13 protein-coding genes and 1 pseudogene are annotated in these 12,663 nt (G+C 67.7%); 5 read left to right on the top strand and 9 right to left on the bottom strand.

The genetic code is table 11. The annotated features are described in order from the left end of the window. Positions 1-75 precede the first annotated feature (75 nt). The 3 genes from E1294_RS47785 to E1294_RS47780 form a co-directional block, all read right to left on the bottom strand. A complete protein-coding gene (locus E1294_RS47785; RefSeq protein WP_220448363.1) occupies positions 76-2,985 on the bottom strand; it encodes an AfsR/SARP family transcriptional regulator in 2,910 nt (969 codons plus the stop codon). A gap of 307 nt (positions 2,986-3,292) precedes the next feature. Continuing rightward, positions 3,293-3,463: a hypothetical protein gene (locus E1294_RS55195; RefSeq protein ID WP_220448362.1), complete on the bottom strand. Its 171-nt coding sequence runs from the start codon at positions 3,461-3,463 to the stop codon at positions 3,293-3,295. Positions 3,464-3,528: 65 nt separating this feature from the next. Beyond that, positions 3,529-4,416 (bottom strand): oxidoreductase, encoded by an 888-nt coding sequence (locus E1294_RS47780; RefSeq protein ID WP_220448361.1) that lies wholly within the window; start codon positions 4,414-4,416, stop codon positions 3,529-3,531. Between the two features lie 144 nt (positions 4,417-4,560). Between E1294_RS47780 and E1294_RS47775 the strand changes: the two genes are divergently transcribed. Continuing rightward, the gene (locus tag E1294_RS47775; protein WP_132518752.1) at positions 4,561-5,031 is read left to right on the top strand and encodes a DUF6928 family protein; all 471 of its coding nucleotides are present in this window, start codon (positions 4,561-4,563) and stop codon (positions 5,029-5,031) included. A 13-nt stretch (positions 5,032-5,044) separates the two neighbouring features. After that, a complete protein-coding gene (locus tag E1294_RS47770) occupies positions 5,045-6,358 on the top strand; it encodes an FAD-binding oxidoreductase (protein ID WP_132518750.1) in 1,314 nt (437 codons plus the stop codon). A gap of 133 nt (positions 6,359-6,491) precedes the next feature. On the opposite strand, the gene E1294_RS47765 is transcribed toward E1294_RS47770, so the two are convergent. From E1294_RS47765 to E1294_RS47755, 3 genes are all read right to left on the bottom strand, one after another. Beyond that, positions 6,492-7,769, bottom strand: a complete 1,278-nt coding sequence (locus E1294_RS47765) for a cytochrome b (RefSeq protein ID WP_165977898.1) — start codon at positions 7,767-7,769, stop codon at positions 6,492-6,494. Between the two features lie 199 nt (positions 7,770-7,968). Beyond that, on the bottom strand, positions 7,969-8,286 hold the full coding sequence (locus E1294_RS47760) for an SDR family NAD(P)-dependent oxidoreductase (protein ID WP_132518746.1): 318 nt from the start codon (positions 8,284-8,286) through the stop codon (positions 7,969-7,971). 49 nt (positions 8,287-8,335) lie between these two features. Then, a complete protein-coding gene (locus tag E1294_RS47755; RefSeq protein WP_132518744.1) occupies positions 8,336-8,665 on the bottom strand; it encodes an NmrA family NAD(P)-binding protein in 330 nt (109 codons plus the stop codon). An 88-nt stretch (positions 8,666-8,753) separates the two neighbouring features. Here E1294_RS47755 and E1294_RS47750 point away from each other — a divergent pair, with 88 nt between their 5' ends. Then, on the top strand, positions 8,754-9,290 hold the full coding sequence (locus E1294_RS47750) for a MarR family winged helix-turn-helix transcriptional regulator (RefSeq protein WP_132518742.1): 537 nt from the start codon (positions 8,754-8,756) through the stop codon (positions 9,288-9,290). Position 9,291: 1 nt separating this feature from the next. On the opposite strand, the gene E1294_RS55190 is transcribed toward E1294_RS47750, so the two are convergent. Next, positions 9,292-9,618, bottom strand: a complete 327-nt coding sequence (locus E1294_RS55190) for an AsnC family protein (protein WP_220448360.1) — start codon at positions 9,616-9,618, stop codon at positions 9,292-9,294. A gap of 329 nt (positions 9,619-9,947) precedes the next feature. Here E1294_RS55190 and E1294_RS47740 point away from each other — a divergent pair, with 329 nt between their 5' ends. Then, positions 9,948-10,487 (top strand): alpha/beta hydrolase, encoded by a 540-nt coding sequence (locus E1294_RS47740; protein WP_132518740.1) that lies wholly within the window; start codon positions 9,948-9,950, stop codon positions 10,485-10,487. A 259-nt stretch (positions 10,488-10,746) separates the two neighbouring features. On the opposite strand, the gene E1294_RS58635 is transcribed toward E1294_RS47740, so the two are convergent. Next, entirely contained in the window at positions 10,747-10,881 is a 135-nt protein-coding gene (locus E1294_RS58635; protein WP_425465276.1) for a dihydrofolate reductase family protein, read from the bottom strand. Positions 10,882-11,458: 577 nt separating this feature from the next. On the opposite strand from E1294_RS58635, the gene E1294_RS47730 reads away from it, so the two are divergent. Continuing rightward, complete coding sequence (locus tag E1294_RS47730; protein WP_132518736.1) at positions 11,459-12,184, top strand: C39 family peptidase; 726 nt, start codon at positions 11,459-11,461, stop codon at positions 12,182-12,184. A gap of 362 nt (positions 12,185-12,546) precedes the next feature. On the opposite strand, the pseudogene E1294_RS47725 reads toward E1294_RS47730, so the two are convergent. Further along, positions 12,547-12,663 (bottom strand): annotated as a pseudogene (locus E1294_RS47725) (IS5/IS1182 family transposase); the annotation flags it as partial.

Raw genomic sequence — 12,663 nt, 5'->3', positions numbered from 1 at the left:
CCCCGTGGGTCCAGCCCACTCCCGCCCCCGTGGGCTGGACCTGTCCGATTCCGGCAGCCGACCCCGGCAGCCGGGTCACCCCCGGTCAAGGAGGGTCGCGACGATCTCGTCGGCCCTCCTTGACCATTGTTCGGCCTGCCGTTCCTGGAACATGGCCAGCGCCTTCTCCGCGACCGCCAGCGCCTCGGTGGTGTCGCCCTTGACCGTCAGGATCTCGGCCAGGTCGAGCCGGATCTGCGAGGCACCCAGGTGGTCCATGATCCCTTCCCGGACCTCCACCGCCTGCCGCAGCATGCGCTCGCTCGTGTCGAACTTCCGCTGCCGGCCGTACACGATGCCGAGGTTCTGCAGGGCGTAGCTTTCGCCGATGATGTCGCCGATGTCGCGCACCATGCGCAGGACGGTGCCCTCGACCTGCTCGGCCCGCTCGTAGTCGCCGCTCAGCAGGTGCGTCTTGCAGAGCTTGTTCAGCACCTGGGCCTCCACCCGGCGGCTGCTGGTCTCCCTGACGATCTCCAGGGCCCGGTTCAGCCGGTCCTCCGCCGCGGCGTACTGCTGCAGGTCCAGCTCGATCTGCGCCATGTTCGCCAGGACGTGGGCCTCACCGACCAGGTCCGTGTGGAGCCGGAACCCGGTCAGTGCCTGCCGGTACAGCTCCGTGGCCCTGTCCAGCTCCCCTTGCCGGTAGTGGAGCAGGCCCAGGTTCCGTGAGGCCAGCGCCGTACCGTGCTCGTCGCCGAGCTCGCGGAACTGCGCGAGCGCCGACTCCAGCAGCGGGCGCGCCAGGGAAGGGCGGCGCTGGTTGAGATGCATCGAGCCGAGCGAGCACATGAGCGCCGACATACCGCGCAGGTTGCCCGCCGACCTGGTGGCGATCAGCGCCTTCCCGTGCGTGTGCTGCCAATCCTCGAAATAGCTGCGGGTCTCGAAGAGGGACACCAGGGTGACCGCCAGGTCCCAGCACGCCTCGTCCAGGCCGTGCTCGGCGGCCTGCATCACGGCGGCGCACAGGTTGCCCCGCTCGCGTTCGAGCCAGTCGAGCGGGCTCTCCAGCAGCCGGTCGAGGTGGTGGCCTGGGAGTTTCCAGCGCGGGGCCGAGCCGTGCAGGAGCGTGTAGTCGCCTCCGTGCAGGCGGCGGTGCGCCTCCTCCGCGATGTGCAGCCAGGCGCCCGTCACCCGGCCGAGTACGGTGAGCCTGGTCGGCTCGTCCTCGTTCTCATGCAGCCGCTCCCGGGTGAACACCCGGATAAGGCCGTGGAACTTGTAGCGCGGATCGCCGCCCGCGTCCACGCCGGCCACGTCCAGCATCTGGTCGTCGACGAGCTGCTCCAGCCGGTCCATGGAGCGGTACGCGTCGTCGTTGAGCAGGACCGCGGCGAACCAGCAGGGAATCGTCACGGACTCCGCCACGCTCAGCAGCCGCAGGAGCCTGCGAGTGCGCTCGTCCATGCTCTCGTACGTGAGGGAAAGGCTCTTCCTGACGACCATCTCGCCGTGCGCGAGCTCGTCGAGACGGTGCCGCTCGTCGGCCAGGCGGCCCACCATCGAGGCCAGCGACCAGTGCGGGCGGGCGGCGAGCCGGGCCGCCACGATTCTCAGCGCCAGCGGCAGGCCGCCCACCACCTGGGTCAGCTCGGCGGCGGCGACCGGCTCGGCCGCCACCCGGTCGGGGCCGATGACCTTCCCGATCAGCTCCAGCGACTGTTCCTGGTCCATGACGTCCACGGGGAGCTGCAGCGCGCCGGGCAGGCCGGTCAGCCGCGTACGGCTGGTGATGATCACGGCGCATCCTGCGCTGCCCGGCAGCAGCGGGACGACCTGGGCCTCGCTCTCCACGTCCTCCAGCATCACCAGCGTCTGCGTGTTGGCCAGCATGCTGCGATAGGTGGCGGTACGCTCCTCGACGCTGCTCGGCACGGCCGGGCCCGGGATGCCGAGCGAGCGCAGGAACGTGCCAAGTGTGTCGGCGGGTGGCACAGTCTGAGGCTGGCTGCCCCGCACGTCCCGGTAGAGCTCCCCGTTGGGGAACTCGTCGGAAAGGCGGTGGGCGATGTGCACCGCCAAGGAACTCTTGCCCACCCCCGCCTTGCCGCTGATCACGACGATGCGGACCGCCTCGGCATCCTTCCCGCGTAAGAAGCTCTCCGCCGTCTCGATCAGGGACCGATGCCCGGTGAAGTCCGGGATGTCGGTCGGGAGCTGGTGCGGGGCGACCGACAGGACCGCCGCGGGCTGTTCGGGCACTGAAGCGGACGCGGCGGTGGCGGTGACGTGCGCCGGGCTGTCGAGCAGCAGCGACTCGTCGCCCGCCAGGATCGCCGATTCGAGCTGGCGCAGCTCCTCGCCCGGCTCCAGGCCCAGTTCCTCGATGAGGTGAGCGCGCCCGGCGCGGTAGACGTCAAGGGCTTCCGCCTGCCGTCCCGACCTGTACAGGGCGGTCATCAGCTGGCCGCGCAGCCGCTCGCGCAGCGGATTGCGCTGCACCAGGTCCGTCAGCTCGCCGATCAGCTCGTGGTGCCTGCCCAGCTCCAGTTCAAGGTCGATGCAGGTCTCGTGGGCGGTGAGCCGGGACTCGTCCAGACGCAGCGCCTTGCTCTCCAGCACCTGGCTCGCGACCCCGCTGAGCGCCGGCCCGCGCCACAGGGACAGCGCCTCCCGCAACATCTCGGCCGCCCCAAGGACGTCCTCCGCCTGCGCCAGGTTCCCGGCCTCCTGCACCAAGCTCTCGAAGCAGTACGCGTCCAGATCCTCCGGCGTGATGCTGAGCTGGTAGCCGGGCGAGCGCCGGACGATCTCGGCCTCGACCGGCAAGAACGTCAGCAGCCGCCTCAGTGCCGAAATGCAGATCTGCACCTGGCTGCGCGCGCTCGACGGAGGATCCTCGTCCCACACGGCGTCGATGAGATGCTCGGTGCTGACGATGTGGTTGGCTTCCAGCAGCAGCGCCCCGAGAATAATCGGCTGCCGTCCGGGTGCGATGGGCACGACGGTTTCGCCGTTGCATAATTGGATGGGCCCGAGGATTCGGAACGGTGTTCCAAAACCCCCAGCCACTGCGCGGCCCCCGAGTCATTCTGAGTAACTTGACAAGCACGCGATCCATGCACGTCTGGCGCCGGTGAGGTGCGGCATTGGGGACGGCAAGGTTGTTGCGATCAACGTATATAGGGACAGGTGTCCCGTCAAGGACTAATTTCGCGGTGTCAAGGGCTCCAATTAGCGGCGGTCGCACGACTGGAATTGGTGCGCAACCGGCTGACGCGCCCCCTTGGACACGAGATCTCGCTCGTGATCATCTTCCACCGTTGTGGCCGTTCGTCGGGGGCGACCAGATCGGATAGTCGACATAGCCCTTCGCGCCGCCCGAATAGTGGGTGGTCTGGTCGCTGGTTGCCGGCTCGTGGCTCAGGGCGAACCGGTTGACGAGATCGGGATTGGCGATGAAGAGCTGGGCGAAGGACACGGCGTCGGCGATTCCTTCCTGGATGATCGCGTTTCCGGTTTCTCGGTCGAAGCCGTCGTTGGCGATCAGTGGGCCGTCGAAGTGCTTGCGGTATCTCGCGATGGCATCGAAGTCGGGGGCGGAGCCAGCGCGCGGGGTGCGACCTCGCAGGTGGAGATAGGCAGCGGGCGGGCATTGAGCTCGGCCACGAGGCCGTCGTAATCGGCGAGGGTCTGTTCGTCGGCGGTGTACGGATATTCGCCGCTCATTTGGTCGCGGAAAGACCGGTGCTCGACCGCCCAGTAGGGTGACAGCCGCACGCCGACCCGCCGTCCCTCCCAGGCGTCGGTCACGGCGTCGACGATTTCGAGCAGCAGACGATTGCGACGTGCGCCATACCCGTCGCTGCGGCGATTCAGCCGCCGATTGAGGAACTGCGCGATCAGGTATGCGCTGTTGGCACAGATTTCGATCCCGTCGAATCCGGCGCGGCACGCGTTCATGGCCGCCACGTGATAATCCGCGAGCGCGCCGTCGATGTCCGCGGTGGTCATCTCCCGGGGGACGACCGTCGCCTTCGGCCCGGCCGGGGTCGGGGCGACCTCTTGCGGGTTGATCGCCGAGGGCCCGGCGGGCAGCGCGCCGCCATGATGGTCGGGGTGCGAATTGGAGCCGGCATGCAGGAGCTGCAGCACGATACGGCCGCCCAGGGCGTGCACGACGCTGGTGATCCGACGCCACGCGACGACCTGCGGCTCGCTGTAGATGCCGGGGATGTTGATCGCGCCGATCGACCGCTCGCTCACCCAGGTGCTCCCGGTGATGATCAGACCGGCTCCGGCCCGCTGGCCGTAGTAGGTGGTGTGCAGGTCCGTGGGTACTAGGCCCTCGTTGGTCGCGCGGGCGCGTGTGGCCGGCGCCATCACGATCCGGTTCGGAAGCCGGAGGTCCCCGAGGCCTGTGCGCGTCAGCAAAGGGGGGAGTTCACCGGGCTCAGTGGGCTCAGTGGGCTCACTGCCTCGCTCATGTCGGATCATGGAGCTGTCTCCTTCGGGTTGACGGTTTGGTGGGGCGTATGAGGATCGCCGGGCATAGGATGGAACACTTCGGCGCTGTTCGTGCGTGGCCGGTCGATCGACGAGGTCGCCGGCAGCCTGCCGGATGATGTTGAATTCGTACCGACCGGTGAGCGAGTGAGCGCCGATCACGCGTGGCGTCACACTCCCGGCCATCGCCTGTATTTCGCGGAACGAGATGGCTGGTGCCATATGTGGGACACCGACCAGCGGATCTCGATCGACGTCGGCAATTTGCTTGAATCCGGCGCGCTGACGGCACTCAAGGGAACTCGGGCGCTGGCCGTCCTGTTCTCCAGCGTGTCGAGCATTTATGGGTTCTGGCTCTGGGACGACGGCGAGCTGGCCAGGGGCGTCGTCTTTCACAACGGCGAGCCCGTAGTGGACGACGGTGAGCCGTTGCCGGCGGAATCCCGGGCCGACATCTCCTCGTGGGGGCCCGACGAGGATTTCCTGTGGGCGGTGATCAACGACGTGACGGGGTTGACGGCCACTGTCGATCACGGGTACTGAGGCAAGGAGCGAGATGTCGAACAACGATCTTCGAAGCGCTGTCAGGGGCCGGGTATGGCTGTCCGGCGAGGAGGGTTTCGACCAGGCTGCTGCGGCGTGGAATCTGACAGTGGAGCAGCCGGTGGCGGCGGTCGTGGAGGCCGCCGACGCCGATGACGTCGCCGCGCTGGTCCGTCACGCCGGACGGGCAGGGCTGACCGTGACGGCCCAGCCGCGCGGCCATGGCGCCACCGGCGACGTCGACGGTCTCATCCTGCTGCGCACGACCCGACTGGATGAGGTGACGATCCACGCCGACCAGGGCTGGGCCAGGGTCGGCGCGGGCGTGACCTGGGGCCAGGTGCAGACCGAGGCGGGCGCGCGGAACCTTACCGGGCTTGCGGGCAGCACCCCGCAGGTCAGCGTGGTCGGCTACCTCCTCGGCGGCGGCCTGTCGTGGTTCAGCCGCAAGTACGGCTGGGCGGCCGACAGCGTCGTGGCGTTCGACATCGTGGACGCCGACGGCCGGCAGGCCAGGGTGAGCGTCGACAGCGACCCGGATCTGTTCTGGGCGCTGCGCGGAGGAGGCGGCGACTTCGCCATCGTGACCGCCGTCGAGTTCCGGCTCTTTCCCGAGCGGAGTCTGTACGGCGGGCGGATCACGTGGCAGGGGGACAAGGCCGCCCAGGTGTTCGACGCCTACCGCGAGGTGACCACGCACGCGCCGCGGGAACTGTCGGTGTGGGTGCACCGGCTGCAGTTCCCCAAGGCGCCGCCCCTGGTGGCCGTGGATGTGACCTACCTGGGCGACCAGCTCAAGGCGGAGGAACTGCTGGCTCCGCTGAGCAAGATCGATGGGGTGATGGCCGACAGGCGGACCATGCTCAGCACGGCCGACCTGGGTCACGTCACCGACGAGCCCATCACCCCCGCTCCCGCCCTGCCGCGCAATGAACTGCTGGTCGGCCTGGACGAGGCGACCGTGGAGATCTTGCTGGCCGAGCCGATCGCTCCGCTGATCGACGTGCATCTCCGGCACCTGGGCGGCCGGCTCGCCGAGCCCGGCCCACTGGCGGGCGCGAGCGGGGCGCTGGGCGAGCCGTACCTGCTGGGCACGCTCGGACTCGGCATCAACCCGCAGCTCACCGAGGCGGTGCAGGCCAAGCAGAGCAAGCTGGTCGCTCAGCTCGGCGACCGTGTCAGCGGGCGCAAGCCATACACCTTCCTGGCCGCGGGCGAAAGCGCCTCGCAGGCCTTTCCCGAGGAGACGCTCGCCCGGCTACGGGAGATCAAGCGCGCCCGCGACCCGCATCACGTCTTCCACGCCAACTACCCGGTACGACACTAGCCTTCCACGTCCCGAACCCGGGTCGTGATCGTCGGGGCTGGGGTCGCCGGCCGCAAGGCCACCCAGTCGCGTGTCGGATGGGGATAGTCCGTCGCAGGCTCCCGTTCTCGAAACCGGTCACCGCCGGCGGTCGTCAGGTCAGCGCTTTGGTGTCCGGTCTGACCTCTCGTTCCTGGAACCCGCCCTGCGCGGTCTGGATGATCACCCCGCTCTCCGGGCCGTGTTCGGCGGTGTGCCGGTCCCGGTCCTGGAGGCCCCGGCAGATCCGGTGGGTGAGCCAGAACGCGATGAGGGGGCCGATGACCACGGCGAGCCTGAAGACGTTGGTGACGGCCTCCAGCCCCAGGTGGAACTGGAGGGCGAGCTGGTCGTTGGCCGCGGCGGCCCACAGCAGCCCGTAGAAGGTCACGCCGGCGGCGGCGATGCCCGTTTTCACGGGGGCCTCGCGCGGCCGGTCGAGGGTGGTGCGGCCGGTCTTGTCCCTGGCCGTGCGGCTCTTGGTCTTGGGCCGGCCGAGCGTGTCGCGCCGCGCCAGGCGCTGGACGATGAGGCGCTCCGCGAGCGGGTAGCAGGCCAGGACGGTGAAGAAGACCCCGGGCACGACCAGCGTGGGCACCAGGACGGCGAGGCTGAGCGTGTATCCCCCGAGGGTGAGCTCCCACCCGGGCATGAGCCGCAGGGCGCCGTCGAGGAAGCCCATGTACCAGTCGGGCACCGAGCCCGCCGAGGTCTGGCCAGGGTGCGCGGGGCCGTACAGCCAGATCGGTGCGATTTGGGCGCCCACCCCGAGCAGGGTGAGCACTCCGATCGTCGTGCCCGCCATCAGGGGTCGTGCGGCCGGCCGGCCTGGCACGGACGCGGTGAACCGCGAGTGGCCGTGCCGCCGCACCAGCCATTCGCGGGCGGCCAGCAACAGGGCGATGACGGCCGGGATCACCAGCGCGTGCGTCCAGTACATCACGGGAATGACGCTCTGCCCGGGAAACTCGGAGCCGAACAGCAGGTGCACCGCGTAGGAGCCCACCACGGGGATGGACAGCAGAACCGACTGGATCAGCCACAGGCTCCCACCGGAAAGCAGGTCGTCGGGCAGGATGTTGCCGCTCTCCCCGGCGGCCATTCCCAGCGGGAGCAGCGTCACCCAGATCAGCCACTGCGCGACGCGCGGCCGGCGGAACGCCCCGGTGACGAACATGCGCAACAGCTGGAGCGCGACGGCGGCCACGAAAACGAGCGCCGCCCAGTGATGCACCTGCCGGACCAGCAGGCCGCCGCGCACCTCGAAACTCAGGTACATCGTCGAGTCGAAGGCCCTGCTGACCGGAATGCCGCGCAGCGGCGTGTACGCGCCCTCGTAGATCACCGGGGACATGTCAGGGTCGAAGAACACCATGAGAAACAATCCGGTCACCGTTAGGACGGCAAAAGACCAGATCGCCACTTCAGCGAACATGAATGACCAATGACCGAACCGGAACGACTGACGTTTCATCACCCGTGGGCGCATGAGATCTCCTCGTTTCGCACCTTCACTTCCTTGACGAAATGCGCCCGTGAGGGGTGACAGCCGTGAGGCCATTTCGAGGGTGATTTACGTCATGTTCCGAAGATCATCGGGAAGGGCCGAGCCACATACCGCCGGTGACGTCGAGCGCCTGGCCGGTGATCCAGCGTGCCTGGTCGGACGTGAGGAAGGTGACCACGTCAGCGACGTCGTCGGGCTGACCGAGGCGGCCGAGCGCGGTGATCCCGGTGACCGCCGCCGTCGCCGCCGGGTTTCCGGTCACCCCCACGCTCATATCGGTGTCGACGACTCCCGGAAGTACACAGTTAACGGTGATGCCCCGTGGCCCGACAGTAAGCGCGAGGGAACGGCTGAGTGCCTCGACCGCCGCTTTCGTCATCGTGTACGCGGCGGCGTCGGTCATGGTGATCCTTGTGGCGCGGTGGACAGGAGCACGATGCGGCCGCTGTCGCTCAGCCCGCCCCTGAGCTGTAGATCAGGCGAAGCCCCAGCTCCGCGGCCACCCGCGCCGCGTTCACGCCCTGCCGCACCTCCGCCTCCACGCCTTCCTCGTACGGCGTGGTCAGGGCGAAGACCGCGTCCACCCCGTCGGCCGCGGCCCTGATCGCCTCCCGGTTCTCCAGGTTGCCCGCCACGAGTTCGGCGCCCTGCTCGCGGAGCCGCTTCGCCCGCGGCGAGCCGATGTCGCGGCTGAGCCCTCGCACCGTGTGGCCGTGTGCGAGAAGTTCCCGCGCGACGGCCCCTCCTTGCCGGCCGGTCGCTCCGATCACCAAAACCTGCATGCGCGGTTCTCCTTCTCCATTTTAGTAACATATAGAACAGTACTGACTGGAACTGTTGCCTTCGGTTCCGGGGGTAGCATGAGCGGTGATGATCTCGGAAGACGACCACCAGCTCATACTCGCCTGGGCCAACCTCGCCCAGGTTCACACCGTCATGCGGACCGAGCTCACTCACCGCCTCCAGGACGAGGCCGGGCTCACCCTGGCCGAGCACGAGTTGCTGTTCCGCCTGTCCCGCGCCCCGGACGGCCGGCTGCGCATGATCGACCTCGCCGAGCTCACCCTTCAGCCCAAGAGCGCCATCACCCGGCTGGTCGAACGCCTCGTCCTGCGCGGCGCCGTCACCCGTCACCAGCCCGCCGACAACCGGCGCGTCACCTACGCCGTTCTCACCACCGAGGGCCGCGCCCTGTTCGACCGGGCACGGCCCGTCTACATCCAGGGCGTGCGCGACCTGCTCGAAGAGCACCTCGCCCCGGCGGACGTGCAATTCCTGCGGCAGCGGCTGCGCGACATCCTCACCGGCCAGGACACCTGGACCGACGAACGCTGCGACCCCCAACCGCTCGGCGTGGGCCCGTCGGACGAGATCGCTGATGACGCCACCGTGACCTTCCCTCGATGACTTAGGGCTCCCAAGCGGCCAACGTCACCGTCAGCGTGGCCACGGCCAGCGAGAGGAACATGGCCACATAGCCCAGGCGGTAATAACGCGCCCGCAGGTGTGCTCCCACGGCGCAGAGGAAGAACACCACGAGACCGGCCGCGGCGGCTATTCCGATCAGCGGAACCGCGAAGCCGTACGGGTTGGTGAGGCCACGGACACGCAGGGCCCCGCTGGAGCGCAGGCGGGTGTAGCGGCGGGCCACGGTCTGATCCGACACGCCGAGCACCTCGGAGATCCGGCTGAACGGCGCCCGCGCGTTCGGTGGGGCGCTGACCCTGGACGCCAATTCCCGCCGACTCCCGCCGACTCCCGAGGACGGCTGGAGGCCGTGGCGTACGACGAACCGGTGTGGATTTCGTCCGCCCGCGGCAAAATTGCCTCGATCAGCCCCGCGGGAACCACCACACAGCCATCGTCGTCAGCCGGCACCAGACCTCCCGAGCGCTCCGGGCAGAGAGCGACGCTCTGGCCGCCCTGCGGTCGGGAGCGACCGTCCGGATACTCGGGAGCGTCTGGTCGCCTCTGACCTCACCGAGCCGCCGGTCATCCTCAGCGCGGTGGCAGCCTGTACTTCGACGTGGTCGCCGCCATGCCTCGCCCTCCTCGGTGCGGAATATGTGCCCTGCCTTACGACGTGGCACCACCCACCGTCCTCTACCGCGCCGTCATCGACCACCTGAACACCGACAGCGCATCGACCCGGCCCGCATCGGCGCAATGGGCACCTCGTACGGCGGGTACACGGTCGCCAGGCTCGCGTTCACAGACAAGCGCGTCAAGGCCGTCGTGTCCCACTGCGGCCTGATCCACGAAGCGCTCAACCGGGGCCCGGCGACCATCAAGAGCCTGCCTCCGGTGACCCGCGCTGCGCTGGCCGCACGCTACAACGTCCCTGTCAGCGACACCGAACAGCTGGGACGAGTCGCTAGGAGGTCGTCGCTGGCCAACCAGAAACTGGTGGGCACCATCCGTACGAACACATCGATCCTGGCGATCAACACAGCGGACGACCCGATCGCGCCGGTCTCCGACCTGAAGCGGCTGGCAGCGTCGTCGACGGACGGCAAGGTGGTCGTCACCAGCGGCAGCGGGCACTGCGAGCCCTTCGATGAGAGCTACGAGGCCGCGACGTCCTGGCTCAAAAGGAAGCTCTAGCGGCGACGAGCCGGTGGCCGACGTGGCGTGCGGACCGTGCCGATGAAACGCGGGCGCTCAGGGCCGTCGCCCAGCTGCGTCGTCTCGGCCACGGCCCGGTCTCATCAGCACTCTCCGGCGGCGTTCAGCGGCAGCGGGGACCCGGGATGGAAGCCCCGCAGCACCAAAGATCGGCATCGAAGACGAAACGTCAGTGGCCGGTTAGCGGGGAGCCATCTGCCCGCCGATGGTCGCCCTGTGTGGCTGTCCGGGGCGGCCGTCACCGGGAGGCGGATCGGTGGCGCAGCAGAACGGTCCGGGCGTCGAAGGTCTGCGAATCGATGAGCTGAAGGTCGAGCCGCTCCTTGGCGTCGGGAAACAGCTTCTCGCCGCCGCCGAGCAGGACCGGGCGCACGACAACCTGGTGTTCGTCGATCAGGCCATGCTTGATAACTTCAGACGGAAGTAATATCCGCTGGCAGCCGGGTTCCCACCGGCCCGGCCGTGCCGGAGGCACCCCCTCGGGCCGTGTTTCAGCGGTTGACTAGACGTGTCAACCCTGTTTAACTTCCGTACGCAGAAATCTTGTCCTGTGTACGGACTCCTGGAAAGGAGGGGATGTCAGGCGGAGTCGAAACCCGGCCCCACAAGCGCGCCCACGGCGGCGCCGTGACGTGCGCACATGCACCACGAGTGCCCAAGCTGCGAACTCCGGCGCCAAACCCGGTCCACGCGCGCATCGATCTCACCGAACGACTTTCGCCGCCAGATGGCACCACTGCCGTTGGGCATCCATGCCGCCCAGGTAGAAGCGACGTCGAGCCGTTGGCGTCTCGGTGAAGGGCCTAGGTGCGCCGTCCGTGCCTCCGTGGGAGGTACGAGCCAGTGACAGAGATACTTGCGGCCGCCGAACTCGGCGGCTATTACCTGACGCCCGGCTGAATAGGGCTTAATCAATTCCATTCGCAACTTGTGCCCGTTAAGGCGTAGCCTTGGTCACGCAGGAGAAGCTTGTGAAGAGCATGCGTTTCTTTATTGGGTCGACGATGACACTCGGCCTGCTGACGGCAGGAACCGGGTCGGCCACCGCTGTATCCGACACTTCGGCGGTCTCCGCCGCCCCTGACAGGGCTATCGGGACGCCACTGATACCGGCATCCTCGGCTGGCCTGACGGCGCAAAAGCCGCTGGACACGATCAAGCCGCCGAAGAAGGGGTCGGTAAAACACAAGGCTTTGACACAGGCGACTCCGTGCTGGTGCGCTCCGGCCTCGGTGCAGATGAGCTTGCGCACGTTCGGCTTCCTTGACCTGAAGCAGTCCACGCTAGCCGAGAAGATGAAGACAAGCATGAAGGAGTGCTTCACCACAGGCGGAAATCTCACTCGCGTCTACAACTCCTATCTGAGCAAAAAGGGCTACAAGGTAACCCAGGCGAACGCCAAGAACCCAACAGGACTGATGCTGTACATCTCCTATGACGTGGGTGTTCTCAAGAGAGCCGTGCCGTTGGCGGTGTGGGGAAAGAGCGCTCCTTGGATCAAGGCGAAAAAGAACTTCGGACACGTGGTGGTCGTGAATGGCTACAACAAGTCCAAAGGCACCGTCACCCTCTGGGATCCGGCCCGCACCTCCTACGGTGGACGTCACACCGTCAACATCAAGCGACTTGCCGAGGCCGCCCAGGAGCAGGGCATGTTCTACGTGACCCTGAAGTAGCCACCACGTGTGAGCATTCATCCCGAAGAAGCGGGCGGAGACCCGAAGGAAGATCCGGTTGAAAGGATGCCTTCGGATTTGCGAAAGCCGGCTCGACTGCTGGGCGACCACTGACCGCAATCCGAAATCAATCCCTCAGTCACTCCATTCAGCCGGCTGCGCAAATTCAGCCCACCTTCCTCCACCGCCCGCTACCAGCGTCTCCCCACCGCCGCCTCGGACAGCGGCAATGGGGAGATGGTGGACGGCCCGGCCACCGTTGTCCGCGGGTGGGGCCTCTCCCCGTCGCCTGACGGCGGGGTAGCGGGCCCACGACTACTCTCCCCAGGCATTCCTGCCCGCAGCGCTACAGTGAGCCCTTTTCATCCTGCGTAGCGGCCTTCTTCGATGAGTTGCAGGATGAGGATGGCCTGCACGATCGTGGTGGCGCGGTGCGGGCAGCAGCGCAGCCGGGACAGGATCTTCCAGGTCTTCAAGGT

This window comes from Nonomuraea diastatica (assembly GCF_004349015.1).
Taxonomy (GTDB): domain Bacteria; phylum Actinomycetota; class Actinomycetes; order Streptosporangiales; family Streptosporangiaceae; genus Nonomuraea; species Nonomuraea diastatica.
This window is presented reverse-complemented; position numbering and strand designations above follow the sequence as displayed.